This is a genomic window from Nonomuraea sp. ATR24 (assembly GCF_041950485.1).
Classification (GTDB): domain Bacteria; phylum Actinomycetota; class Actinomycetes; order Streptosporangiales; family Streptosporangiaceae; genus Nonomuraea; species Nonomuraea ceibae.
Genome location: NZ_JBGNUU010000013.1, coordinates 205,602 through 229,510, shown reverse-complemented (window position 1 = coordinate 229,510; position 23,909 = coordinate 205,602). Strand labels below are relative to the sequence as shown.

Annotated in this window: 25 protein-coding genes; 10 read left to right on the top strand and 15 right to left on the bottom strand. The window is 72.2% G+C overall.

All coding sequences use genetic code 11. From position 1 onward, the window contains the following. Window positions 1-48: 48 nt before the first annotated feature. The 9 genes from ACBI99_RS29285 to ACBI99_RS29245 form a co-directional block, all read right to left on the bottom strand. Complete coding sequence (locus ACBI99_RS29285) at window positions 49-2,898, bottom strand: CDP-glycerol glycerophosphotransferase family protein (RefSeq protein WP_375073973.1); 2,850 nt, start codon at window positions 2,896-2,898, stop codon at window positions 49-51. Between the two features lie 94 nt (window positions 2,899-2,992). Next, window positions 2,993-3,316: an MGMT family protein gene (locus tag ACBI99_RS29280; RefSeq protein ID WP_219504827.1), complete on the bottom strand. Its 324-nt coding sequence runs from the start codon at window positions 3,314-3,316 to the stop codon at window positions 2,993-2,995. Next, window positions 3,304-3,663 carry a hypothetical protein gene (locus tag ACBI99_RS29275; RefSeq protein WP_219504825.1) on the bottom strand — a complete coding sequence of 120 codons (360 nt, stop codon included), beginning with the start codon at window positions 3,661-3,663 and terminating at the stop codon, window positions 3,304-3,306. Before ACBI99_RS29275 ends, ACBI99_RS29280 begins: the two co-directional genes overlap by 13 nt. A 22-nt stretch (window positions 3,664-3,685) precedes the next feature. After that, complete coding sequence (locus ACBI99_RS29270) at window positions 3,686-4,846, bottom strand: S8 family serine peptidase (protein ID WP_219504823.1); 1,161 nt, start codon at window positions 4,844-4,846, stop codon at window positions 3,686-3,688. Next, window positions 4,840-5,742 carry a hypothetical protein gene (locus ACBI99_RS29265; protein ID WP_357589980.1) on the bottom strand — a complete coding sequence of 301 codons (903 nt, stop codon included), beginning with the start codon at window positions 5,740-5,742 and terminating at the stop codon, window positions 4,840-4,842. The genes ACBI99_RS29270 and ACBI99_RS29265 overlap by 7 nt, the downstream gene beginning before the upstream one ends. Before the next feature lie 56 nt (window positions 5,743-5,798). Further along, window positions 5,799-7,019 (bottom strand): S8 family serine peptidase, encoded by a 1,221-nt coding sequence (locus ACBI99_RS29260; protein WP_375073972.1) that lies wholly within the window; start codon window positions 7,017-7,019, stop codon window positions 5,799-5,801. Next, a complete protein-coding gene (locus tag ACBI99_RS29255) occupies window positions 7,013-7,732 on the bottom strand; it encodes a hypothetical protein (protein ID WP_364176576.1) in 720 nt (239 codons plus the stop codon). Before ACBI99_RS29255 ends, ACBI99_RS29260 begins: the two co-directional genes overlap by 7 nt. Window positions 7,733-7,782: 50 nt before the next feature. Further along, window positions 7,783-8,964: an adenylyltransferase/sulfurtransferase MoeZ gene (gene moeZ / locus ACBI99_RS29250; protein ID WP_219504820.1), complete on the bottom strand. Its 1,182-nt coding sequence runs from the start codon at window positions 8,962-8,964 to the stop codon at window positions 7,783-7,785. Between the two features lie 44 nt (window positions 8,965-9,008). Then, the gene (locus tag ACBI99_RS29245; RefSeq protein WP_364176579.1) at window positions 9,009-9,905 is read right to left on the bottom strand and encodes an alpha/beta fold hydrolase; all 897 of its coding nucleotides are present in this window, start codon (window positions 9,903-9,905) and stop codon (window positions 9,009-9,011) included. A 229-nt stretch (window positions 9,906-10,134) separates the two neighbouring features. Between ACBI99_RS29245 and ACBI99_RS29240 the strand changes: the two genes are divergently transcribed. Further along, window positions 10,135-10,515, top strand: a complete 381-nt coding sequence (locus ACBI99_RS29240; protein WP_219504816.1) for a hypothetical protein — start codon at window positions 10,135-10,137, stop codon at window positions 10,513-10,515. 190 nt (window positions 10,516-10,705) lie between these two features. Further along, window positions 10,706-11,452, top strand: a complete 747-nt coding sequence (locus ACBI99_RS29235) for a hypothetical protein (protein ID WP_375073971.1) — start codon at window positions 10,706-10,708, stop codon at window positions 11,450-11,452. Window position 11,453: 1 nt separating this feature from the next. On the opposite strand, the gene ACBI99_RS29230 is transcribed toward ACBI99_RS29235, so the two are convergent. Next, window positions 11,454-12,338 (bottom strand): Ku protein, encoded by an 885-nt coding sequence (locus ACBI99_RS29230; RefSeq protein WP_375073970.1) that lies wholly within the window; start codon window positions 12,336-12,338, stop codon window positions 11,454-11,456. Window positions 12,339-12,388: 50 nt separating this feature from the next. Between ACBI99_RS29230 and ligD (ACBI99_RS29225) the strand changes: the two genes are divergently transcribed. From ligD (ACBI99_RS29225) to ACBI99_RS29205, 5 genes are all read left to right on the top strand, one after another. Beyond that, a complete protein-coding gene (ligD, locus tag ACBI99_RS29225; protein ID WP_375073969.1) occupies window positions 12,389-13,303 on the top strand; it encodes a non-homologous end-joining DNA ligase in 915 nt (304 codons plus the stop codon). After that, window positions 13,300-14,172: a non-homologous end-joining DNA ligase gene (gene ligD / locus ACBI99_RS29220; RefSeq protein WP_219504807.1), complete on the top strand. Its 873-nt coding sequence runs from the start codon at window positions 13,300-13,302 to the stop codon at window positions 14,170-14,172. Before ligD (ACBI99_RS29225) ends, ligD (ACBI99_RS29220) begins: the two co-directional genes overlap by 4 nt. Window positions 14,173-14,220: 48 nt before the next feature. Next, on the top strand, window positions 14,221-14,433 hold the full coding sequence (locus tag ACBI99_RS29215) for a hypothetical protein (protein WP_246644781.1): 213 nt from the start codon (window positions 14,221-14,223) through the stop codon (window positions 14,431-14,433). A gap of 61 nt (window positions 14,434-14,494) precedes the next feature. Further along, window positions 14,495-15,115, top strand: a complete 621-nt coding sequence (locus tag ACBI99_RS29210) for a TetR/AcrR family transcriptional regulator (RefSeq protein ID WP_219504804.1) — start codon at window positions 14,495-14,497, stop codon at window positions 15,113-15,115. 87 nt (window positions 15,116-15,202) lie between these two features. Continuing rightward, window positions 15,203-15,433: a DUF3107 domain-containing protein gene (locus tag ACBI99_RS29205; RefSeq protein WP_049574576.1), complete on the top strand. Its 231-nt coding sequence runs from the start codon at window positions 15,203-15,205 to the stop codon at window positions 15,431-15,433. A 348-nt stretch (window positions 15,434-15,781) separates the two neighbouring features. Here the strand turns inward: ACBI99_RS29205 and ACBI99_RS29200 are convergent, their stop codons facing one another. Further along, window positions 15,782-16,426: a ferritin-like fold-containing protein gene (locus ACBI99_RS29200; protein ID WP_219504803.1), complete on the bottom strand. Its 645-nt coding sequence runs from the start codon at window positions 16,424-16,426 to the stop codon at window positions 15,782-15,784. 352 nt (window positions 16,427-16,778) lie between these two features. On the opposite strand from ACBI99_RS29200, the gene ACBI99_RS29195 reads away from it, so the two are divergent. The 3 genes from ACBI99_RS29195 (at window position 16,779) to ACBI99_RS29185 (ending at window position 20,757) form a co-directional block, all read left to right on the top strand. Further along, on the top strand, window positions 16,779-18,674 hold the full coding sequence (locus ACBI99_RS29195; protein WP_375073968.1) for a DEAD/DEAH box helicase: 1,896 nt from the start codon (window positions 16,779-16,781) through the stop codon (window positions 18,672-18,674). Between the two features lie 270 nt (window positions 18,675-18,944). Beyond that, window positions 18,945-19,835 (top strand): alpha/beta fold hydrolase, encoded by an 891-nt coding sequence (locus ACBI99_RS29190; protein ID WP_375073967.1) that lies wholly within the window; start codon window positions 18,945-18,947, stop codon window positions 19,833-19,835. 13 nt (window positions 19,836-19,848) lie between these two features. Then, window positions 19,849-20,757, top strand: coding sequence for an oxygenase MpaB family protein (locus ACBI99_RS29185; RefSeq protein WP_375073966.1), 909 nt, complete (start codon window positions 19,849-19,851; stop codon window positions 20,755-20,757). A 58-nt stretch (window positions 20,758-20,815) separates the two neighbouring features. Here ACBI99_RS29185 and ACBI99_RS29180 read toward each other — a convergent pair whose 3' ends face one another. The 4 genes from ACBI99_RS29180 to ACBI99_RS29165 are packed head-to-tail and all read right to left on the bottom strand — an operon-like array spanning window position 20,816 to window position 23,908. Then, window positions 20,816-21,841: a RecB family exonuclease gene (locus ACBI99_RS29180; protein WP_375073965.1), complete on the bottom strand. Its 1,026-nt coding sequence runs from the start codon at window positions 21,839-21,841 to the stop codon at window positions 20,816-20,818. A gap of 28 nt (window positions 21,842-21,869) precedes the next feature. After that, entirely contained in the window at window positions 21,870-22,577 is a 708-nt protein-coding gene (locus ACBI99_RS29175) for an MBL fold metallo-hydrolase (RefSeq protein ID WP_219504796.1), read from the bottom strand. Window positions 22,578-22,588: 11 nt separating this feature from the next. Next, window positions 22,589-23,197 carry a MarC family protein gene (locus ACBI99_RS29170; RefSeq protein WP_308125735.1) on the bottom strand — a complete coding sequence of 203 codons (609 nt, stop codon included), beginning with the start codon at window positions 23,195-23,197 and terminating at the stop codon, window positions 22,589-22,591. A gap of 36 nt (window positions 23,198-23,233) precedes the next feature. Beyond that, window positions 23,234-23,908, bottom strand: coding sequence for a DUF6758 family protein (locus ACBI99_RS29165; RefSeq protein WP_246644770.1), 675 nt, complete (start codon window positions 23,906-23,908; stop codon window positions 23,234-23,236). Between the last annotated feature and the right edge of the window lies 1 nt (window position 23,909).

Genomic DNA, 23,909 nt, shown 5'->3' with positions numbered 1-23,909 from the left:
CGGGGCAAATTTCAGGATTCGCCCCGACACGCCGTCGTCGGTACGCCCTCAGAAAACGTGGTCGACCACGCGGGCCGTCGCCTTGCCGTCGTCGCGCGGCGCGAACGTGGCCCGGAAGGCGTCGTAGCGGTCGGCGTGGGCGGCCGCGACCTCGTCGATGGAGCGCAGCGCCTCGACGACCTCGCCGGAGGTCGACAGCACCGGCCCGGGGGCGACCTCGGGCAGGTCCACGTAGATGCCGCGCTTGGCGGAGTATTTGGCCAGGTCGTAGCCGTACAGGACGATCGGCCGCCCGGTGACCGCGAAGTCGAACATGACGGACGAGTAGTCGGTCACCAGCACGTCGGCCACGAGCAGCAGATCCGCCATATCCGGATAAGTCGTTACGTCACGCGCGATGTCGGGAACGGCGGGCATGGCCTGCATGGGATGCGCCCGTACCAGCAGCTCGTGGTCGGCGCCCAGCGCCTCACGCGCCTTGGCCAGGTCGAGCTTGACCATCGCGTTCTTGCGGTCGTAATCGCGCCACGTGGGCGCGTACAGGACCACGCGCTTGCCCTCGGCGAGCCCGAGCCGCTCGCGCACGGCGGCGGCGAGCTCGTCACGGTCGGGCGAGGTGAGCACGTCGTTGCGCGGCAGCCCGCTCTCCAGCACCTCGCCCTGGTAGCCGAACGCCTTGCGCAGCACCGGCGTGGCCCACGGCGACTGCGACAGCAGCACGTCCCAGCCGCGCACCTCGGCGGCCTGGCGGTGCCAGACCGGCGGCTTGGGGTCGCGCCGCATGTGGGCCTGGTCGTTGCCGATGTGCTTGACCGGGGTGCCGTGCCAGGTCTGCACGACCACCTGGCCCTCGCGGGAGCGGAACCAGACGGGCAGGAACGCGTTGGTGACGATGTAGCGCGAGCGGGCCAGCGCGGCGTGGTGCTCGCGGCTGCCCGCGCGCACCGAGGTGGCGCCGTCGGGCGGGGTGAACGCGCCGTCCTTGACGATCCAGATGTGCGGGCGGTCGTCGCCGCGCCGCACCCGCTCCTCGTAGATGGCGCGGACGCTGTCGGCGTACAGGCGGCCGTCGTTGACCACGTAGACGGTGGCCTCGTCGAGCGGCTCGGTGCGCTGGGCCGGGTAGAAGACGCGGCGCAGCACGTGGGTGCCGGCGACGCCCTTCTCGGCGGCGGGCCGCTCCTCCTCCGAGACGACCACCGGCACGTCGAAGCGGGTGGAGACCATGCGGAAGGAGTGGCCGCCGAGCAAGCGCGGGTCCTCGTCGAGGGTCTCCAGCGCGGCATGGTCCATGCGCACGGGCACGATCTCGCCGGACGGGTGCCGTACGGACATCTGCCAGGTGCCGGACGACAGCGGCACCGCCTCGCCGAAGCGGTCCATGAACCCGGGCTGGACGCGCACGGTGAACTCCTCGCCCTCGCGCTCCATCGGGACCTGGTAGGCCAGGCCGGAGCGGTGGCGCAGGGTGAGCGAGCGCGGCCCTTCGGCGTCGGGGTAGTGGCCGCGCAGGACGAGCGTGGGCCCGTCCCAGACGGCCGAGGAGATCACCGGGCGGATGCGGTGGGCGGAGACGACCACGCGGTCACGGCGGTCGCCGAGCACGGTGATCTCGCGGTCGCCGGCCACGGCCCTGGTGCCCTTGAGGTCGCCGAGCATGACGGAGGCCGCCGGGTCGCCCTTGGGCTCGACCCACAGCCGCCGCCCGTCCTTCTCCTGCAGCAGCGCGGGCACGGCGAGCGTCAGCAGCACGTCGGTGCCCTTGCCCGCCGGGCTGAAGTCGGCGGCGATGCGGTGGCCGCCGAGCCGGGCGTGGCCCTTGGTGACGACGCGGTCGGGCAGGTGGATCTTGAGCTGGAGGCGCTCGTCGTCGACGGTGACGCCGGTGAGCTCGGCCCGGTTGGGCTGGAGCACCACCTGGAGGGCGCGGTCGGAGGTCCAGACGGGCCTGGCCCACCAGCCAGGCTTGAGCTGGCGGCCGGCGGGGCGCTCGCTGCGGCCGATGGACGCGCCGCGCAGCAGGCCGGTGGCGCGGGCGCCACGGCTCCAGAACACGATCTCGGCCCGCCACGTGGTGGTGTCGCGCACGGCGGGACGGCGGCGCAGGCGGCGGCGCACGCCGGAGACCAGGCCGCGGACGGCGCCGCGCCAGCGCAGCGCCCACGGGCTCAGCTCGGCGTGGAAGCCCGACCAGTCGTAGTTGCAGCCGGGCTCGCGGGCCCCGTGGGTGGCCTCGGGGGCGAGCACGCGGCGGGTGCGCAGCCGCACCGGCGGCAGCCAGCGCGGGCCGCGCAGCACCACGGTCGCGCGGTTGAAGCGGCGGCTGCGCACCGACAGGCCGGCCAGGTAGGCGAAACCGGTGATGCGCAGCTTGCCGTCGACCCACACGATGTCGTCGATGTGCGTGACGGGCACCAGGTCGGCGCGGCGCAGCCGGAACAGCTCGGCGGGCAGCTCGTCGCGGAACGGCAGGTCGGCGTACCAGCGCAGGCCCTTGCGGATGCGCTTGGACGGCTCGGCGGCGGCCGCCACGACCTTGGCGAGGGCCTCGCCCTCGACGAGCTCGTCGTCGGGGCGGTGCTCGATCAGGTGGCAGATGAGGCGGCGGGCCACGGGCAGCTCGCGCTTGACCCCCGCGGCGACGCCCGCCAGGTAGGGTCGCACGAGGTCGACGAGCTCGCGCCTGCGGGCGGCGCCGCGCTTGACCGCGAGGTCCATCCGCGTGCCGAGCGGCCCGCTGAGCACCTCGGCGTCGAACGCCGCGTCGCGGCCGCCCGGCCCGACGGCGCGCATGACCGCGTCGAGTGGCTCGCCACGGTCGCAGAGGTCCTGGACGGCCTTGAGTCGGTCGGGGACCGCATCGCCGCCCGGGCTCTGGGCAGTTACGCCGGTAGCCATCGGGGAGGCACCGCCTTTCAGGCTGCCGTCAGTGTTCTGCCCATGGTAATAGGAGTCACCTACTACCAAATCGCCCATTCAGGGAACCGGCAGGTCAGCGGCCTTCCTGAGAATCGGCTGAACGCCCGTCCCAGCGGGCGCCGCGCATGTCCACGCGCTCCCCCCGCAACGGGGTGCCCTCCTCGCGCCAGTGCGCCAGGCAGCGTTGCAGGTGGTCAGGGGCCACGCCGCTGCCGTCAGCGTGCACCACGCGCCACCACGGAACGCCGCCGCCCCACACGGACATCACGCGTCCCACCTGCCGGGGGCCGCCCTCGCCCAGGTATTCGGCGATGTCGCCGTAGGACATGACCTTGCCGGGCGGGATGCGCTCGACGAGGTCGAGCACGCGCTCGGCGAACGGCTTCAGCGGCTCCACGCCGCCGGTCCCGCGTCGATCATCTCGTCCAGCTTGCCGAGCTCGATCACCGACCCGTCGGCGACCACCTCGACCACGCCCTCACGCAGCCCGTAGACCTCGCCGTCCTCGCCGATGAGCCGGGCGCCGAGCACGCCCGCCAGCCGGACGAGCTGGGCCACCTGCCAGTCGGAGCCGGGCGCCCCGATCACCTGCTCACGCCATGCGCCCACGGCGTGCGTGCCGTCGCCGTGCCTGGCGACGATCTCGTGCGATCCGCGCAGCTCGAAACCCGCCGGCGCGATCGCCTTCGCGACCTCCGCGAAGGCCAGCGGCGCCTCACGAACCACGCGTAGCTCGTATCCCATGACGGGGGACCATAGCGGATCTTTACTCCCTCCGCTGATTGAGGAGCACGATGGCCCCGCAGAACATGACGAGGGCCACGAGGACGCCGATCCCGTACAGCCAGAGCCGCCACGGGTCGGGTCCGGGGGCCGACGGCTGCGGGGTGTCCTCGCCCTGCCCGAAGTGCTGGTCAGCGGGTACGGGGACCTGGCGTTTGTGGCCGGTGAGCCGTTCGGCGGCGTTCAGCGCGGCGCCCGCGTCGACCACGCCGAACCCGGTCCTGTCGTCGTACCCGGCGGCGGGGCGGCCCCGCGCCCCGGTGGCGAGCGCCTGCGCGACCTGCTCGGGCCGCAGGTCGGGGTAGCGCGCCTTGACGAGCGCGGCCACCCCGGCCACCAGCGCCGCCGCCGAGCTGGTGCCGTCGGACAGCGCGTAGCCGCTGCCGCGCTGGACCACGGGCACCCCGGAGCCGGGCGCGGCGACGAGCACGGACAGGTTGTCGCTGCTGTACGGGGCGGGCTTGCTCGTCTTGTCCACGGCCGCGACGCCGATGACGCCCGGGTAGCCCGCGGGGAAGCTCCAGTAGGAGGTCTCGTTGTCCTTGGTGTAGCTGGTCTGCCCGTCGTTGCCCGCGGCGGCGACCAGGACGACGCCCTTGCCGAGCGCGTAGGAGACGGCCTCGCGCTCGGACTTGTGCGGCCCGTAGTTGCCGATCGACATGCTGATGACCTTGGCGCCGTGGTTGGTGGCGTAGCGCAGGGCGCGGGCGAGCGGGCTCTCGGTGGCGCCGGGGTCGGTGAGCAGCGGCGGGGCGATCTGGTCCTCGGGGTTCTCGTCCAGGGCCAGCGGCAGCGACAGCACCCGGGCCTCCGGGGCGACGCCGACGAACCCGTCCCCGGCTCCCGATCCGGCGATCAGCGCGGCCATGGCGGTGCCGTGCTCGCCGGGCTCGACCTCGCGCGGGCGGGCCGAGCCCGAGCTCATGTCGGGGCCCACGGTGACGCGCCCGCGCAGCTCCTTGACCCGGGTGTCGACGGCGCTGTCGATCACGGCGACGGTGACGCCGGCGCCCTTGGTGACGTTCCACGCCTGCTCGACGTTGAGCGCGTCGAGCACCCACTGCTGCTGCTCGCGGATGGGCGGGTCGGTGGGGGCGTGCAGGGCCAGCATCGCGGCGGTGAGGACGCGGACGACGGTCAGCACACGTTCCCCTGGGTGCAGGGCGGGACCTTGGGCGGGTCCGCCAGGAAGTAGGCGATCTGGTTGCCGACGGACTTGGCGGCGGGCCAGAGCTCGGGGTGCAGGATCTCCTCGGGCGGGACCGCGGCCCTGGTGCGGCCGTCGGCGTAACCGGCGGTCGAGAACACGATGTACGGCCCGGCGCCCACCCAGCCGGTGCGCTGGCGCTGCTGCACGCCGAACCGTTCGGTCACGGTGCCGGGGAAGGCGACGGGCAGCACGCCGACGCGGTCGTCCTGGCTGAGCTGGTCGGTGACGGACGCCCTGGCCGCCTCGTCCTTGAGCACGGCCACGCCGACGGTCATGACGAACGTGGAGGTCTGGTCGACGTAGGTGGCGCGCAGCATGGAGACGCAGCCGTACTCGTCGAGGACGCCGGCCACGGACGGGTCGACGGCGTCGCGGCAGGCGGTCTCGGGGGCGATGCCGACGCGCCTGGCGTACTGCTGCGCGCGGTCGAGGCCGAGGTACTTGACCTCTTCGGGGAAGACGCCGGTGGTGGGCCACGCCTGCCAGCGGCGGGCGATCTCCTCCTGCTTGTAGCGGTTCTGCTCCTCGGCGGTCAGCGGGCGCGACCGGGTCTCCTTGAACAGGCCGGCGGTGCCGAGCAGCACGACGACGGCCGAGACGGCCACGATGACGGTGAGGAGCGCGACGAACATGCGCCGGTAGCGGACGCCCTGCTGGAGGGAGTCGGTCTCGGCGCGTTCGGCCGCCGCCCGCCTGCTCCGCATGCCCGCCGTGGGCCAGTCGCGCACGCGCGACCGGCGGCCGGTGGTGGCGCCGAGCGGATTGCTCCGTCCCGGCGTGGATCGTCCCCCGACGCGCGGTAGTCCTGAGGTGGGCCTACGTGCCTTCACCACCGCCTCGTTCCCAGCTCGGCTTCGTGTCTATTTCGTCCCCCTAACGGGGCGGATCATGCCTCTTGGTCATTGTGTGGGCGTCGGCCCCTTCTGACCAGGGCGACGATGGCTCCCAGCGATCCCAGCGCCACCACGGCCAGCGCCGCCGCGAGGCCCCCGTGCAGCAGGATGTGCGCGCCGTCGCGGTGCACGACCTGGATCGGGGCGGGCGGCGCCTGGCCCAGCGGCCTGTCCGGGTCGGCCGCCTGCGCGCCCGCCGCGGTCTCGGTGTGCCCGGCCAGCCGCTCCGCCTCGGCCAGCGCCCTGGCGGCGTTGACGACGCCGAACCCGGTGCCGGTGTCGTAGCCGCCCGGCGGCCGGTCGTCGGCGCTGGCGGCGAGCGCCCGCACGACGAGCGGCGGCGACAGGTCCGGATACTCGGCCTTGATCAGGGCGGCCACCCCCGACACCAGCGCGGTCGCCTGCGACGTCCCCCGGCCCACCCAGTAGGCGTCGCCCGGCCCCGCGCCCATGATGTCGACGCCCGGCGCGGCCACCACCACCGAGGAGTTCCAGTTGGAGAACGTCGCCCGCCGCAGCCTCCCGTCGGTCGCCCCCACCGACACCACGCCGGGGAAGGCCGCCGGGTAGGAGTACGGCGCCGCGCCGCCGCCCTTGACCTCGCGGGTGCCCTCGTTGCCCGCCGCCGCGACCACCACGACCCCCTTGGACACCGCGTAACGCACGGCCGCCCGGTCCTGGCGGGTCGCCAGCTCCTTGGAGATCGACAGGTTGATCACGTCGGCCCCGCGGTCGACGGCGTAGCGGATGCCGCGCGCGACCACGTTCTCGAACCGCTCGTCGGTGTTGAACGTGCGGAACCCCGGCTCCTCGTCCTCCAGGATCACCCGTACCGACAGCACCCGGGCGCGCGGCGCGACCCCGATGACGCCCAGCTTCCCGTCCGGGCCGTGCCCGTGCCCGGCGATCAGCGAGGCCATGTACGTGCCGTGCAGGCGGCGGGGCGTGACGCCGGGCGGGTTCGCCCCCGCGGTGAAGTCGCGGCCGACGGTGACCGAGCCCGCCAGGTCGCGGTGGCCCGGGTCGACGCCCGAGTCGAGCACGGCCACGGTGACGCCGTCGCCCTCGCTGATCCGCCACGCCTTGGCCAGGTCCAGCGTCCTGATGACCCGCTCCTGCCCGGACCGTACCTCGTCCGCCCACGCCGGGGCCGTGAGCGCCGGCAGCAGCCCGGCGAGGAGCGCCGCCCGCACGAGCGGCCCGCGGCTCAGCACCGCCACTCCTCGGCCGCGCAGTTGGGCATCCGGGGCCTGCTCAGGTCGGCCAGGACGCGCTCGGAGATCTCGGTCGCGAAGGCGAAGACCGCCGGCCGCTGCTCGCCCGACTTGCTCGCCGGCCGGCCGTCGACCTGGCCCGCCGTGGTCAGCACCAGGTACGGGCCCGCCTGCCGTACCGAGCCGGACTGCCGCACGGCGGGGGTGAACCGGTCGGACACCGTGCCGCGGAAGGCCAGCGGGCGCAGGCCGGGAACGGGCGCGCCGCTGCCCGGGAAGGCGGACCTGGCGCGGGCGGCGCGCGGCTCGTCGGGCAGCGCGACCACGCCCACGGTGACGAGCACGCCGCGCAGGGCGTCGATGTAGGTGGCGCGCAGCACGGCGCGGCAGCCCGCGGCGGCCAGCGCGGCGGCGGCCTCGGCGTCGACGGCGTCGTGGCAGGCGGTGCGCGGCGAGATGCCGATCCGGCGGGCCCGCTCGCGGCCGCCCTGCTCGGCAGAGTAGGCGAGGCTGGACGGGAAGACGCGCCCGGCCGCCCAGGTGCGCCAGCGCTCGGCGACCTCGCGCTCGGCGGCGGCCCTGAGCTCGGCCGCGGTGGGACCCCGGGTCAGCTCGCCGCTCGCCGAACCGGCCGCGACCCCGGCGGCCACCGCGCAGACCAGAGTCAGCGCGGAGGCCACCAGCAGGGAAGGCCAGAGGCGGGCGTTGTCCACGGGATCGACCTTAATGCGGGCGACCCCGTGTCATCCGTCGGAAAGCAGACTCAGTAAGACGGCAGGCTCGGGTCGACGGTCTTGACCCAGCTCAGCACGCCACCGCCGACGTGGACGGCGTCGGCGAAGCCCGCGTTCTTGACGACCGCGAGCGCCTCCGCCGAACGGGCGCCGGACTTGCAGTGGAGCACGATCCGCTTGTCCTGCGGCAGCTTCTCCAGGGCCGAGCCGTTGAGGAACTCCCCCTTGGGGATCAGCGTGGCGCCCGGGATGGAGACGATCTCGTACTCGTTCGGCTCGCGGACGTCGACGAGGAAGATGTTCTCGCCGTTGTCCTGCATGGCCTTGAGCTCCTGGGCGGTGATCGTGGAGCCGCTGACCGCCTCGGCCGCCTCGTCGGAGATCGCGCCGCAGAACGCCTCGTAGTCCTCCAGGAGCTGGGTGACCGTCGGGTTCTTGCCGCACAGCACGCACTCGGGGTCCTTGCGGACCTTGACGTCGCGGTACTTCATCTCCAGGGCGTCGTAGATCATCAGGCGGCCGACGAGCGGGTCGCCGATGCCGGTGAGCAGCTTGATCGCCTCGTTGACCTGGATGGAGCCGATCGACGCGCACAGCACGCCGAGCACGCCGCCCTCGGCGCACGACGGCACCATGCCGGGAGGCGGGGGCTCCGGGTAGAGGCAGCGGTAGCAGGGGCCGTGCTCGGCCCAGAACACGCTCGCCTGGCCGTCGAAGCGGTAGATCGAGCCCCAGACGTACGGCTTGCCCAGCAGCACCGCGGCGTCGTTCACCATGTAGCGGGTGGCGAAGTTGTCGGTGCCGTCGAGGATCAGGTCGTAGCCGGAGAAGATCTCCATGACGTTCTCGGTGGTCAGCGCCGTGTTGTGGATCACGACGTCGATCAGCGGGTTGATCTCCCGGACGGACGCCGCGGCGCTCTCGGCCTTCAGCCGGCCCACGTCGGACTGGCCGTGGATGACCTGGCGCTGCAGGTTGGACTCGTCCACGACGTCGAAGTCGACGACGCCGAGGGTGCCCACACCCGCCGCGGCGAGATAGAGCAGCGCCGGCGACCCGAGACCGCCGGCGCCGACACACAGCACCTTGGCGTTCTTGAGCCGCTTCTGCCCGGCCATCCCCACGTCGGGAATGATCAGGTGACGCGAGTAACGGCGCACTTCGTCGACGGTGAGCTCGGCGGCCGGCTCTACCAGCGGTGGCAACGACACTTTCTACGCTCCCGTTTCAGGGGGTCTCTATCTCCATGTGAAACCTAGCCGGGCAGTGGGGCATTCCCCAATCGCGTCTCACGGATCAGACGGCGCGCCTCGGCGGCCACCACGCGCGGCACCTCCATCATCGCCACGTGCCCGGCCCTGGGCAGCAGCACCAGTCTCAGATCACGGAACGCGCGCGCCGCCCTGGCGGCCATCGCGGGCCGGACGAGCCGGTCGTGGCGGCCGTGGATGATCAGCGTGGGGGCCTGGACCTTCTCGGCCTGGCGCCACAGGTTGTCCGCGCCGCGCCGGAAGTACTCCGCCACGATGCCCCGGGCCGAGCCGATCATCGCGGCCGCGGAGTACGGCAGTTCGTCGCGGCGCCGCTGCTCCTCGATCGCCTCGCGCAGCCGTACCGGATGCACGGCGGCCATGTCCGCCCAGACCACCGCGAACGAGGCGTTGATCCGCTGTTCGGCGGGGATCAGCTTGAGCCGGCTCGCCACCCACTCGCCCAGCCGGGGCGTCGCGGCGGCGGCCACCCGCACCGGGCCGGAGCGGGGCAGCAGGTCCGGCAGCGCCGGCGAGATGAGCGTGAGCGAGCGCACCAGCTCGGGGCGTCCGGCGGCGACGCGCACGCAGACCGCCCCGCCCATCGAGTTGCCGAACAGGTGCGCCGGGCCGACCTGCTCCAGCAGCCGGACGACCGCGGCCGCGTGCGCGGCCACGCTGTAGTCGCCGTCGGCGGGCGCGGGCGAGTGCCCGGCGCCCGGCAGGTCGATCGCGTGCCCGGTGACGTCGTCCTTCAGCTCGTCCATGAGGTCGGTCCAGTTGGTGGCCGCCCCTGCCAGACCGTGTACGAAGACCGCCTGCTCGGGGGCGCCGGGCGGGGTGGACCTGACGTGGACGTCACCGACCATCCGCCCCGGCCAGTGCGGGACCGGCTCTGCCATGCCTCCTCCTCACACACGGGTTTCTGGACATTTCAGCTTATATCGCTTCATACATCTCTAATTGATCTAACGACAGGCCAAGCGTGCGGCAAAAGGACTTGATCGCCGTTTATGGCCTGCAACCCCCGGAAAGTATGACAACCAGATGACACCTAGCGTGACATCTCAGGCACTCTCCGTCATCACGGAAATTGCCGCAAGTGCAAGGAACCGTTCAGGGGGAAGCACAATGTCCAAGCTCAAGACCATGATGGCTGCCGCCACGCTGACCACCGCCCTCACCGGCGGCATGGTGGGTGTCGGCGAGGCGGCCTCCGCCACCACCACCGCCAACGCCTCCACCAGCGTCGGCGCGGCCACCAACGTCTCCAACTTCGTCGCTCACCCGCGCTGGTGCCGCTGGCACCGCAGCCACGGCTGGGGCCACGGCCACGGCTGGGGTCGCGGCCACGGCCACGGCTGGGGCTGGGGCCACCACGGCCACCGTCACGGCCACGGCCGTTACGTCAACCGTGTCAAGGTGTTCCTCAACCTGGCCGAGGACAAGGTCCGCTCCGTGCACCGTCGCGGCTGCCTGAAGATCCGCCACAACCACGGTGGCCACTGGTAAACCGATCATCTCGGCCCGGGGTTCCGGGCAGAGCTAACGCGGGGGCGCCGGATCATCTCCGGTGTCCTCGCTTTCATGTGTGCGGGTAAGCCGTGGACCCGCATTCGGTCATACGGCTGTGCGGCGCATTCCCGTCCGGGGTCGGAAATGCGATGCAAGGAGGAGTTTCATCGACATAGGAGCTGCTTCCATGGCATTCACCCGCATCGCGGCCGTCCTGCTGGCCGCCTCCGGCGCCGCCCTGGCGACCGCCCCACCCGTGCTCGCCGACCCCGCACCGCCCGGCCCGAACGCCCACCGCGACCTGCGCGAGCTGCGGCAGGAGCTCCACGAGTCCCGCCACGCCCGGGCCCGCGACCTCCAGGAAGCCCGCCACCGCTGGTCCGCCGACCAGCGCGACCGGCACGACCGGCACGACCGGCGCGGCCACTGGGCCGACAACCTCCCCACCCACCCGGACCACTGGGGGAACGACCGCCACCCGACCCGCGACCACCGCGAGGCCGGTGAGGCCCGTGAGGCCCGCGAGGCCCGTACCCGCGCTCTCCAGGACACCCGCACCCCCGGCGACCTGCGCGACCGCCGAGCAGGTGACCGGCGCGACGCCCGGCAGGGGCCCGGGCTGACGGAGGGGCGCGTCGAGAGGGAGGCGCGGGGGCCGAGGCCGGAGACCCGGGATCGGGGGAACGCCACCGCCCAGGCGCGGCTGACCACGTGCGCCTACCGGGTGAAGGCCGGGACGCGGGTCTACGTGAAGCCGGAACGGGGCGCGAAGGAGCTGGAGCACTTCGGCTCCCAGGGCCGCACTCTGGGCGCGTGCGCCTCGCGCCCCGGTGAGAAGTGGACGAAGGTCCTGGCCCCGGAACGCGGCAAGATCGGCTACGCGCGCACCGACAGGCTGAAGAACCTCGGCCCGAAGAAGTGGCTGTCCGTCTGAGTCACGCGGACTTGCGCGCCTTGCGCTTGGGGGCCGCCTCCTTCTCCTTGGACTCCTTCGACTCCTTGGACTCCTTGGCGGCCCTCTTGGGTTTGGCGGCGCCCCCGCCGGTGCGCTCGCGCTTGGCGGCGTCGACGCTGGCGCGCAGCGCGGCCATGAGGTCGACGGCCGGCCCGGCCTCCTCCTCTTCGGGGGCCGCGACGACCTCCTTGCCCGCCACCTTGGCCTCGATCACCTGTTGCAGCGCCTCGCGGTAGGTGTCGTGGTACTCGGTGGGGTCGAAGTCGGCCTCCATCGTGGTGATGAGCGATTCGGCCATCTTGAGCTCCTGGGCCCGTACCTCGATGTCCTCGTCCAGGAACTCGAAGTCGGGCTTGCGGATCTCGTCCGGCCACAGCATGGTCTCCAGGACGAACACGCCGTCGCGGACCCGCAGCGTGGCGAGCGACTCACGCTGGCGCAGCGCCACCTTGACCACGGCGACCTGCCCGGAGCTCTCCAGGGCGTTGCGCAGGAGCACGTACGGCTTGGCGCCCTGGGCGTCGGGTTCGAGGTAGTAGGACTTGGCGAAGTAGATGGGGTCGATCTGCTCGGCCGGGGCGAACTGCAGCACGTCGATGCGCCGGGAGGTGCTGAGGGGCAGTCCTTCGAAGTCCTCGTCGGTCAGCACGACCATCTCGCCGGTGCCGAGTTCATAACCCTTGGCGATGTCGGCGTAGGCGACCTCTTCGCCGTCGACGGTGCACACCCTCTTGTAGCGGATGCGGCCGCCGTCCTCGCGGTGCACCTGGTGGAAGCTGACGTCCTTCTGTTCGGTGGCCGAGTAGAGCTTGACGGGGATGGTGACCAGCCCGAAGGAGATCGCACCTTTCCAGATGCTGCGCATGGGCACTCCTCAGCAGTAGCGGGCGGTCCACCAATGGGCACATACCCGTCATGGTGCAACCAATGCCACACTCGATTGAACCAATGCTGGCTGTACCAGGGGAACTACCCTCCGATCACGACCGGTACGGCCTCGAGGTCAAGTGGGACGGCATTCGCGCCATCGTGCACGTGGACGGTGGCCTCCGGGTGACGGGAAGGCACGGGGCTGACTACACCCGCCGCTACCCCGAAATTTCGGACTTCGGCATGAAAAGTGCGGTCATCGACGGCGAGGTGGTGGCGCTGGACCGCCACGGCCGGCCGAACTTCGTCCGGCTGCAGCGGCGCATGCACCTGACCGACCCCGAGCCGCTGATCCTGGAGCGCTACCCCGTCACGTACCTGCCCTTCGACCTGCTCTATCTCGACGGCATGTCCCTGTGCGACCTGCCGTACCGGGCCAGGCGCAGCCTCCTGGACGAGCTCGACATCGGCGCCCCTCCCTACTTCCCCGGCGATTCCGGCCTGCTGGCGGCCACCTCGGAGCAGGGCCTCGAAGGCGTGGTGGCCAAACGGCTCGATTCTCCTTACCAGCCCGGCGTGCGCTCCCCCGCCTGGATCAAGGTCAAGAACCTGAGCATCACGGAAGTGGTGATCGGCGGCTGGAAGCCCGGCAAGGGCCGCCGGGCGGGCGGCATCGGCTCGCTCGTCATGGGCGTGTTCACGCCCGCCGGCCTCACGTACGTCGGCCACGTCGGGACCGGCTTCACCGAGGAGGCCCTGGATCTCCTGTACGAGATGCTGGCGCCGCTGGAGATCGCGCGGAGCCCGTTCAGCAACGCGGTCCCGTGGCGTAATCGATGGGTTAGACCCGATCTGGTCGGGGAGGTGGCCTACACGATGTGGACCGACGACCAACGGCTGCGCCATCCCGTGTGGCGCGGGCTGCGGGCGGACAAGCTCCCTGCGGAGGTGACGCGGTGAAGGTCCCCGTCAAGGTGGACGGGCGCGAGCTCACGCTGAGCAACCTGGACAAGGTGCTCTACCCGGAGGAGGGATTCGCCAAGGCCGAGGTCATCGACTACTACAGCCGCGTCGCCCCGGTGCTGCTGCCCCACCTGGCGGGCCGCCCGCTGACCGTCAAGCGCTACCCCAACGGCGTCGAGGGGGCCTCGTTCTTCGAGAAGAACGCCCCCGATCACACCCCCGGCTGGGTCCGGCGCGTCCGGCTGCCGGTGCCGGGGAGCACCAAGGACCGCGAGAGCATCGACTTCGCCGTCGTCGACGACCTGCCTACCCTCGTCTACTACGCCAACCTGGCCGCCCTGGAGCTCCACGTCCCGCAGTGGCGCGTCTCGGACGACGGCGAGGCGCTGCCGCCCGACACGCTCGTGTTCGACCTGGACCCGGGCCCGCCCGCCACGATCGTCGAGTGCTGCCGGGTGGCGCTCATGCTGCGCGAGGTGCTGGCCGCCGACGGGCTCACCGCCAGGCCCAAGACCAGCGGCAGCAAGGGCATGCAGCTCTACGCCGCCTGGGACGGCCGCGAGGAGCCGTCCGCGTACGCCAAGCGGCTGGCCCAGGCGCTGGCCAAGGAGCATCCGGGCGAGGTGGTCAGCGTCATGGCGAGGAAGCTGCGGCCCGGCAAGGTGTTCATCGACTGGAGCCAGAACAACCCGGCCAAGACCACCGTGGCCCCCTACTCGCTGCGCGCCAGGGCCAGGCCGACGGTCTCCACGCCGCTGCTGTGGAAGGAGGTCGAGACCTGCGAACACGCCGACGACCTGGTGTTCACCACGGCCGACGTGCTCGCCAGGGTGGAGAAGCACGGCGACCTTTTCGACGCGGCGTAGGCTGGGTGCGTCCGCACGCAACGGGGCCACATGTGAAGGGGGAACGACATGTCGGAGATGGACGTACGCGGGGACGAGGCGAATTTCGCCGACGACGAGGAGCGGCCGCTGGAGGCGCCGGAGGCCGACGCCGTCGAGCAGCGGCGCCGGTTGAGCGAGGACGAGTCCCGGCCGCGCCGGGAGGTCCCGTTCGACGTCGACCCCGCCGACGCGGCCGACCAGGACCGCGTGGTCGAGCTCGACGATGACGACTATCGCTGAGGCGGCGGCTACCCGCGCGTAGGATGTCGGCACGATCCGCACGAAGACGTTGGAGACCCGCGTGACCGCTACCCCGGACGCCAAGCCCCGGGGCACCCGGCTGCCCCGACTCGCCCGCCGCCGGCAGCTGCTCAGCGCCGCGCAGGAAGTGTTCGTCGAGAACGGCTACCACGCGGCCGCCATGGACGAGATCGCCGAGCGGGCCGGGGTCAGCAAGCCGGTGCTCTACCAGCACTTCCCCGGCAAGCTGGAGCTCTATCTGGCGCTGCTCGACCTGCACGTCGACGACATGGTCAACCGCTGCCGCGACGCCCTCGCCTCCACCAGCGAGAACAAGCTGCGGGTCCAGGCGACGTTCAGCGCGTTCTTCGACTTCGTCTCCACCCAGGGCGAGGCGTTCCGCCTGGTCTTCGAGTCCGACCTGCGCAACGTGGCGCCGGTGCGGCAGCGGGTGGAGCGGTCGCTGAGCGAGTGCGCCGAGATGGTCAGCGCGGTGATCCAGGAGGACACCGGCTGCACCAGCGACGAGGCGCACCTGCTCGGGGTCGGGCTGGTCGGCATGGCCGAGGTCAGCGCCCGCTACTGGGTGACCAAGCACGGCTCCATCCCGAAGGACGCGGCCGAGCAGCTCATGGCCCGGCTGGCCTGGCGGGGCATCAGCGGTTTTCCGCGTACGGCATAACCCGTTCGCTGGGCGCGATCAATCGGCGTGTTTCCGGCACGCAGCGGCCACGATGGGACCAGCACAGCCCCGTCGAAAGGGAGCACGATGGAAGTCAAGATCGGGGTACGTTCCGTACACCGCGAGCTCGTGGTGGAGACCGACCTGTCGTCGGAGCAGGTCGAGGAGGAGATCAGGCAGGCGCTGGCAGCCGAGCGGGGCGTGTTCGCCATCACTGACGTGAAGGGCAGGCGCGTGGTCGTGCCGGTGGCGGCGCTCGGCTTCATCGAGATCGGCGAGGACGAATCCCGCCCGGTGGGCTTCGGCGGCACCCTCTGACCTTTCCGGCCCGCACGACCTGACTCCCGGGACCGCGTTCCACCGGCCCCGGGGGTCGCGGGTCTGGCGGGCCGGACCAGGCCGGGCCCGATCAGTGCCCGATCAAGGTCAGGTCAGATCAGGTCAGGCGAGGCGGCAGCCGCGTGGGCGGCGGCGCCGGGGGGCGATCTCCGGCCCCCGGGCCGGGCACCACGCGCCTCCCCTGCGCAGCACGGCCCGCGACGGCCAGCGATTCGGCCCACATCTGGTCAAGGAACTGCCGTAGCGGCGCGAGGCCCTCATGCCTGGCACGCTACAGCCGTTCGCCGCCCCGCGCCGTGCGATCCCCTCGACAGCCCTGCACCGGGTTCAGATGCCGAGCGCCGCCATGCGCTTGTTGTGCTCCTCGGTGAGGCGGGCGAACATCCGGGAGATCTCGGCCTGGTCGTCGGCCCCCGACTCGACCAGCATCATCGCCAGCTCCGGCCGGGCCGCGGCCACCCGCTGCCCCTGGCTGAGCGCCTCGCCGACCATCCGCCTGGCCCACAGCGCCAGCCGCCCGCCGACGACCGGGTCGGCGGCGATGCCCGCCCTGACCCGCTCGACCGCGAACCCGGCCCGCCCCTCGTCCGCCAGCACCTCGTCCACGAGCTTGGCGATCGCGGGCTCCAGCCGCCGGGCCGCCTCCCGATAGAAGTCGAGCGCGATGCCGACCCCGACATAGGCTTTGACCAGCGCCTCCAGCCAGTCGGTCGGCGTGGTCTGGCGGTGCCAGGCGTCGAGCGCCTCGGCGAACGGCTGCATCGCCGCGTCCGGATCGGCGCCCAGCTCGGTGAGCCGGTCGCGCAGCAGCCGGAAGTGCGCGTACTCCGCCACGGCCAGCTCGCTGAGCGCGGCCCGGTCGGCCAGCGTGGGCGCCAGCCGCGCCGCGTCGTCGGTCATCCGCGTGAAGGCGCTGAGCTCGGCATAGGCCAGGACGCCGAGCAAATCGACGACCGCAGGGGACTCGTTCATACGTCGCAGCGTACTTCGGTCAATCTTCGGGAACATACGTGAGCTCGGCCAGCGTTGTGGTATCGAGTACACTGCTCTGTGAAAGTGCGACCGCACTGTGTAAATTCGGGGGAATCTCTCCCGGATGCCCCCGCTCCCCGGGTGCGCGGTCGCTGATGACATGAGAGGGCTGGCTCTACCGCGAGGACCCAGGCACGGGGGTATTTTTCCGCCCGATCGGTCCCGGCAGGCCCGCCTTCATTTGAGACTGAGGCAGGCCACGCTGACGACTTTCCGAGACCTCGGAGTCACACCAGAAATCGCCGATGCCCTCGAGACCGAGGGCATCACCACACCGTTCCCGATCCAGGAGATGGCTCTCCCGCTCGCACTGGGCGGCCAGGACCTCATCGGACAGGCACGCACGGGCACGGGCAAGACCTACGCGTTCGGCATCGCGATGCTCCAGAGCATCGGCAAGCCGCGCAAGAACCGCAAGAAGCCCCGCGGGCTGGTCGTCGTGCCGACCCGCGAGCTGGCCCACCAGGTGAGCGAGGACCTCGTCACCGCCGCGGGCAAGCTCGGCTCGCGCGTCCTGACCGTTTACGGCGGTCGCGCGTACGAGCCGCAGATCGAGGCGCTGAAGGCCGGAGTCGACGTCATCGTCGGCACCCCCGGACGCCTGCTCGACCTGGTCAAGCAGAAGCACCTCGACCTCAGCCAGATCACCAGCCTGGTGCTCGACGAGGCCGACCGCATGCTCGACCTGGGCTTCCTGCCCGACATCGAACGGATCTTCAAGCTGATCCCGGCGCAGCGGCAGACGATGCTGTTCTCGGCCACCATGCCGGGTGAGATCGTCTCGCTCTCGCGCAAGTACCTCAACCGTCCCACCCACGTGCGCGCCGAGCACGAGAGCGGCGAGGGTGAGGCCACTCCGCAGGTCCGCCAGATCGTCTGGCGCACCCACCGGATGGACAAGATCGAGATCGTCGCCCGGCTGCTCCAGGCCGAGGGGCGCGGGCTCACCATGGTCTTCTGCGAGACCAAGCGGGCCTGCGACATGGTCGCCGAGCAGCTCGACACCCGCGGCTTCGCGGTCGCGGCGGTCCACGGCGACCTCGGCCAGGGCCAGCGCGAGCAGGCTCTGCGCGCCTTCCGCAACGGCAAGATCGACGTGCTGGTGGCCACCGACGTGGCGGCCCGAGGCATCGACATCGACGACGTCACCCACGTGGTCAACTACGACGCTCCCACCGACGACAAGACCTACGTGCACCGCATCGGCCGCACCGGCCGGGCCGGGCGCACGGGCATCGCGGTCACGTTCGTGGAGTGGGAGGAGCTGACCCGCTGGAAGATGATCAATCAGATGCTCGGCCTGGACTTCGCCGAGCCCGTCGAGACCTACTCCACCTCGCCGCACGTCTTCACCGAGCTCAACATCCCCGAGGGCACCAAGGGCGTGCTGCCGCACGCCAACCGCTCCCGGGCGGGGCTGTCGGCGGAGCGGATCGAGGACCTCGGCGAGACGGGCCGCCCCCGCAACCGCGGCGGCCGACGCCGTGACGAGCGTGAGGAACGTGACGAACGCCGTCCGGCCCGCACGCCTCGCCAGCGCCGCCGCACCCGTGGTGGCAAGTCCGCCGAAGAGGGCACTCCCGTCGAGACGCCGGAGGTCGAGCTCGTGAACGGTCGCTCCCGCAAGCCGGAGGAGACGCCCGCGATCATCTCTGCTGACGAGGTGGAGGCCGTGGCCGCCGAGCCGCGCCGCCGCACCCGCCGTTCGTCGGCGGAGCGGGCGTCCGCCGAATCGGCCAGGGCCACAGAGCCCGCCAAGGTCACAGAGCCTGTCAAGGCCGCTGAGCCCGTGGTGAGCGCCGAGCCGGTCAAGGCCGCCGAGCCCGTCAAGGCGCCCGAGCCCGTCAAGGCCGCCGAGCCCGTACGCGCTCCTGAGCCCGCCAGGGCGCCGGAGCCCACGCGGGCGCCGGAGCCGGCGCGGGCCGCGGAGCCGGTCCGGGTGGCGCCTGCCGTCGAGCCGTCGCCGACCGAGCCGGTGCCCAGCTTCCTGACCACCCCGCCGCCGCCCGCGGCGTCCAGGGAGCCGGAGCGGATCATCCCGCCGAGCCCGTTCACGGTGATCTTCCAGTCGCCCGACCTGGCGACGGACGACGACGACATCGCCCCGTCCGCCGCCACCGAGCGCAAGCAGCAGCGCCGCCAGGCTCGTGGCGGTGGTGGCGGCGGCAACCGCCGCCGCGCGGGCTGACGACCGCAGTGTGAAGAGCGCAGTGTGAAGAGCGCAGTGTGAAGGGCGCGCACCCACCCGGGTGCGCGCCCTTCCGCGTGTCAGCGGGCCCCGTGACGGGCGGGCGAGCGCTCCGGCCGGAACCCCGCGCACCGGCCTTCCAGGTACGCGCCGCGCGTCCCGGACCCGGCGTCCGGCACCCCCATAAGCTGGCAACTCCCCCGAAATCCGGCACCAGCGTAGGAGGTTAGCCGGTGTTGACGCACTGACCTCTGGGTATTGTTGCCCCACGTGAGTACGCCGCGATTCCTGCAGCTGCCTCCCGGCGTTGCACCACGCAAGATCGACACCCCCGAGGGCACGTTCGCGGCCCTGGAGGCGTCGCCGGTGAGCGGCGTGGTGGAGCGCTGGCCCGCACTCCTGGTGCCCGGCCTGACGGGGAGCAAGGAAGACTTCATCGCGGTCCTGCAGACCCTGGCCCAGTCGGGCCGCCAGGTGCTGGCCATCGACCTGCGCGGCCAGTACGAGTCGCCGGGCCCCGACGACCCCGGCGCCTACACTTGCGCGGCGCTCGGCGCCGACGTCGACCAGCTCGCGCAGACCCTCGGCGGCGGCGAGCCGGTGCACCTGGTGGGCCACTCCTTCGGCGGCCTGGTCTCGCGGGAGGCCGTCATCGACGGGCGCACCAAGTTCGCCTCGTTCACGCTGATGAGCTCCGGCCCGTCGGCGATCGCCGGCAAGCGCGCCCACCACGGCCGCAAGATGCTGCGCGAGATCCCCGAGCTGGGCCTGGAGCACGTGTGGCACGCCAGGTTCGAGCCGGAGGCCGTGGCCGCCGGGGTGCCCGACGACATCATGGCGTTCCTGCGCAAGCGGCTGCTGGCCAACTCCCCGACCGGGCTGGCGTGCATGGCCGAGCAGGTGCTCACCATGCACGACCGCACGCCCGAGCTGCGCCAGATCGAGGTGCCCACGCTGGTCCTGTACGGCGAGCACGACGACGGCTGGCCGGCCGAGACGCAGGCGGAGATGGCGGCCACACTGGAGGCGGAGTGCGTGGTGGTGCCGGGCGCCGTGCACTCACCCGCCGTGGAGGCGCCCGAGACGACGGCCGCCGCGCTGGTCCGCTTCTGGAACGACGCCGAAAGCCACTTTTTGGACACTCGATCGGGCGCTGTGTAACCATGCGTCCACCATGTCCGAAGACCTCGCCGTCCCGACCCTCGCCGTCCAGTCACCGCGCAGCGCGACCTGGCGGGTGCACCTCGACCGCACGATGTGGGTCGGCGGCGTCCGGGGGCTGATGCTCCAGGCTCTGCACCCGCTGGCGATGCTCGGCGTCTGGCAGAACTCCGACTTCCGCACCGACCCGTTCGGGAGGCTGCGCCGTACCGCCGACTTCGTGGGGCGGGTCACGTTCGGCACTCCGGAGGAGGCCGGCGCGATCGGCAGGCGGGTGCGCGGCATCCACCGGAGCCTGCGCGTCGTCGGGCCCGGCGGCCGGGCGCACCGGGTCGACGACCCGGAGCTGCTGCTGTGGGTGCACTGCGCGGAGGTCTCGTCCTACCTGGAGGTCGCCCGGCGCGGCGGGCTCGCGCTCACCGGGCCGCAGGCCGACCGCTACCTCGCCGAGCAGCGGCGCAGCGCCGCCTACGTGGGGCTGCACCCCGAGGACGTGCCCGGCTCGCGCGCCGAGATGGCGGCCTACTTCAAGGCGGCCAGGCCCGCGCTGCGGGTCACGGAGGAGGCCAGGGCGGCCGTGCGGTTCCTGCTGTGGCCGAAGATGCCGCCGCGGCTGCGGCTGCTGTCGGCCGGGAAACCGGTCTACTTCCCGTTCGGGGCGCTGTGTTACTACACGCTGCCGGACTGGGCCAGGCGGATGTACGGGATGCTCCCTGAGGTGCCACGGGGCGCGGTGACGGCGGGGCTGGCGGCGTTCAGGCTGGCCATGAACGCGCTGCCGGAGCCGCTGCACGACCGGGCGTTCCTGCCCGCGACGCGGCGGATGCTGCGCGACTCCCGGCAGCGGCTGGCGGCGGCCGGCTACGACGTCCGCAAGGGGCTGCGCGGCGCCGTCGACCCTCGCCACTGGCCCGGCCCCTGACCGGCGCCATCCATCCTCGCCACTGGCCCACCTCCTGACCGGGCCGGTCAGGGGTGCGCTATTCCGCCAGGCCGTCCCACGGGCGGCGTTCGGGGGCGGCGGCCAGCCCCTCCGGGCAGTGGCGGCGGAAGTCGCACCACCCGCAGATCGGCCCCGGGCTGGGCGCGAACAGCGCGTCGATCTCGGCGGGCACGGCGGCCGGGCCCACGGACGCGCGCTCGCGCCGCAGGTCGTCCTTGGACGGCCAGGCGGCTCCCGGGTTGCCCGGATCCGCCGAGGGCCGTGGTTCAGGCTCCGCTGGACGCGGCTGAGGCGGCGCGTGGGGAGCCGGGCCGCCGGGTCCGGTGTCCCAGGCCGGGGCGGACCGGGAGCGGCGGCTCGGGGCGCTGGAGGCGTCGGAGGACACCGCCGCGCGATAGCGGTCGTCGGCGTCGGCCGCCTCCAGGGCGATCTCCTCGGCGCGGCTCAGGTGGCGGCCGAGGGACTCGTCGGTGTGCCGCCACTCGACGATCTCGCCGGTCGGCAGGTGGTGCAGCTCGACGGCGCGGGCGGGGGTGCGCATCATCCGGGACGCCGCGATCGCGTAGACCGCCAGCGCGAGCGAGGAGCGCGCGTCGTCCTGGGTGAGGGGCCGCCGCCCGGTCTTGTAGTCGACGACCACCAGCTCGTCGCCGCGCCGGTCGAGCCGGTCGATGCGGCCGGACAGCGCGATGACCTTGGTGCGGGTGGCGACGGTCCGTTCGACGCCGACCGGATCATCACTGGGGTCTAAAGTCGCGACATATCCGGACACGAGGTCGCGGGCACGCGCGAGCCACCGCGCCGACTGCTCCCCGTCCCTGAACCCCTCGGTGATCCACCCGCTCGTGAGCAGGGTGGCCGCCGTGAGCGGGGTGCGCCGCTCGTACGGCTCCCGCCACCAGGCCGCCAGCGCGTTGTGCACGCTCGCCCCGACGCTGTTGTGCGCCCAGGCCGGGCCCTTGGACGGCTGCGGCCGGTCCAGGTAGGTGAACCGGTAGCGGCGCCGGCAGTCGAGCCAGGCGTTCAACCGCGACGGCGTGCACGAATAGAGCCGCCGCGGCATCCCTTCCAGCGGAAGCTGGCCCTGCACCCTATTCGTCGCCCGGGTTGAGCTTGATGCCCGACACCCGGGTGCCGTCGGAGAGCGGGCCCTCGGGAGCGGGCTCACGGGTCAGCGAGCCGGAGATCCAGTCGTCGAAGTGCGGCTCCAGGTCGCCGACGGTGACCTCCTCGCCGTGCGAGGGCAGCACCCGCGTCGCGGCCGGCAGCGTGAACAGCCGCCCGCCGATCGCGGTGAGCTGGTCGGCCAGGCGGGGGTACTCGCCGCCGAGCTTGCCCGGGCCGTCGGCCTGGAGGGTCTTGCCGGTGAAGACCGCCTCCAGCGCCTCGCAGTAGAGCGAGACGCCGCCCGGCGTCACCCCGGGCGTCTCCATGACATCGAGCTGCACGTCGGCGACGCCGAAGATGCCGTCGTCCTCCATGTCGATGTCGGGCCAGGTCTCGGTCCAGGTCTCCCGCCAGTGCGGCTTGTCCTTGGGGTGCAGGGCGATGACCGCCTCGTCGCGGCTGGCCACCTCGATGGCCGCGCCGACGTGGTCGGGCAGGCCGTGGGTGCAGATGACGGCGAGCACCTCGCGCTCGCCGACCTGCTCAAGGATCTTGTCGGCGTCACGCGCCGGGTCGATGACGATCACTTCGTCGTCATCGCCGATGATCCACGTGTTGTTCTCGACCTTGTGCTCGACGTCGTCGATCTCGACGACGCCCTCGGTCACCACTCGCTCGATACGCGCTGTCACGCCTCCGAACTCTAGCCCGTCTGCGTGAGTGAGCGAATCGCGTTGATGATGAGTTGCACGGCCAGCGCCGACAGGAGCAGACCGGCGATCCTGGTGACGAGTTCGACGCCGTTCTCCTTGATGAGGCGGATGATGCTCACGGAGAAGCGCATGAACAGCCACAGCAGGATGTGCACGGCCGCGATCGCCAGCCCGAGCGCCAGGATGCCGCCGGGCACCCCGGCGGCCTGCTGGGCGAAGACGATGGTCGCCACGATCGCGCCGGGCCCGGCGAGCAGGGGCGTGCCGAGCGGCACCAGGGCGACGTTCACGTTGGAGCGGACGGTGTCGGCGCGCGGCTCGGCCGCCCCGCGCAGCAGCTCCAGCGCGACCAGCAGGAGCAGCAGCCCGCCCGCGATCTGCATGGCGGCCACCTCGACGTGCAGGTAGCCGAGGATCGCCTGGCCGAACACCGCGAACACCACGATCAGGCAGAACGCGGTCACCGACGCCTGCCAGGCGACCCGTTTGCGCTCCTGGGCGGTGCGCCCGAAGGTGTAGGCGAGGAAGAGCGGGATGACTCCCGGCGGGTCCATGATGACGAACATCGTCACGAACGCCTCGACGAAGAACCTCAGCACCGCTCCCCCAGCACGCCGTACGAGGGGGAACGCCTGTCAGTCTTCCAGTCTCGGGGAGAACGCCCCGTAAGGCACGTCGAGGTCGAGGTCGCGCAGATCGAGCAGGCTGAGCTCGGCGAGCGCGATGAGGCAGCCGGCCTCCGACGGCCAGGCGATCGTCCACAGCCAGTTGCCCGCCGCCTCGCCCGCGTAGACGGCCCGGTCGGCCGCCGCGCCCACGCACCACAGCGGCGTCGGGTGCCCGAGCACCTCGATCTTCGCGTTCGGCGGCCCGTGGTCGAACCCCTCGCCCGGGTCGGGCCCGTCGAGCCCGGCGAACGCCGCGCCCAGCCCCACCCCGGGCTCCTCGGCGACGATCAGCAGGTCGGCCGGCCCGTGCATGAACGACGGCCCGCTCAGCGCCACCACGCTGGCCCGGACGCCTCTGTGCTCGTCGCCCACCTCCGCGAAGCCGGTCACCATCCATTTGGACGGCAACGGCCATGGCAGCCACACGGGCACCATGGAGTTCTTCCGCATCGCCTCCAGGGCCGTCGCGGACGGCGGCCGGGGCGGCTGATACGGCAGGACGTCTCCGTGCGCGTCACAACGCCATGCGCTGGACCACGCACCGGGCCCGTGAAGCGGGCCAAAACACCGTGGGCACGTTGGAGCCGCTCTCACAGCTACCCACGGTGCTTCCTCGGGCCCGGCCCCGTCAAGGCCGCTCATC

What these genes read in the sequence shown, in the direction of transcription:
- ACBI99_RS29285 (WP_375073973.1), bottom strand. Translation starts at nt 2,898, where the DNA reads ATGGCTACCGGCGTAACTGCCCAGAGCCCGGGCGGCGATGCGGTCCCC.
- ACBI99_RS29275 (WP_219504825.1), bottom strand. Translation starts at nt 3,663, where the DNA reads ATGGGATACGAGCTACGCGTGGTTCGTGAGGCGCCGCTGGCCTTCGCG.
- ACBI99_RS29245 (WP_364176579.1), bottom strand. Translation starts at nt 9,905, where the DNA reads ATGGCAGAGCCGGTCCCGCACTGGCCGGGGCGGATGGTCGGTGACGTC.
- ACBI99_RS29240 (WP_219504816.1), top strand. Translation starts at nt 10,135, where the DNA reads ATGTCCAAGCTCAAGACCATGATGGCTGCCGCCACGCTGACCACCGCC.
- ACBI99_RS29235 (WP_375073971.1), top strand. Translation starts at nt 10,706, where the DNA reads ATGGCATTCACCCGCATCGCGGCCGTCCTGCTGGCCGCCTCCGGCGCC.
- ACBI99_RS29230 (WP_375073970.1), bottom strand. Translation starts at nt 12,338, where the DNA reads ATGCGCAGCATCTGGAAAGGTGCGATCTCCTTCGGGCTGGTCACCATC.
- ligD (WP_375073969.1), top strand. Translation starts at nt 12,389, where the DNA reads ATGGTGCAACCAATGCCACACTCGATTGAACCAATGCTGGCTGTACCA.
- ACBI99_RS29215 (WP_246644781.1), top strand. Translation starts at nt 14,221, where the DNA reads ATGTCGGAGATGGACGTACGCGGGGACGAGGCGAATTTCGCCGACGAC.
- ACBI99_RS29205 (WP_049574576.1), top strand. Translation starts at nt 15,203, where the DNA reads ATGGAAGTCAAGATCGGGGTACGTTCCGTACACCGCGAGCTCGTGGTG.
- ACBI99_RS29200 (WP_219504803.1), bottom strand. Translation starts at nt 16,426, where the DNA reads ATGAACGAGTCCCCTGCGGTCGTCGATTTGCTCGGCGTCCTGGCCTAT.
- ACBI99_RS29195 (WP_375073968.1), top strand. Translation starts at nt 16,779, where the DNA reads ATGGCTCTCCCGCTCGCACTGGGCGGCCAGGACCTCATCGGACAGGCA.
- ACBI99_RS29185 (WP_375073966.1), top strand. Translation starts at nt 19,849, where the DNA reads ATGTCCGAAGACCTCGCCGTCCCGACCCTCGCCGTCCAGTCACCGCGC.
- ACBI99_RS29180 (WP_375073965.1), bottom strand. Translation starts at nt 21,841, where the DNA reads ATGCCGCGGCGGCTCTATTCGTGCACGCCGTCGCGGTTGAACGCCTGG.
- ACBI99_RS29165 (WP_246644770.1), bottom strand. Translation starts at nt 23,908, where the DNA reads ATGAGCGGCCTTGACGGGGCCGGGCCCGAGGAAGCACCGTGGGTAGCT.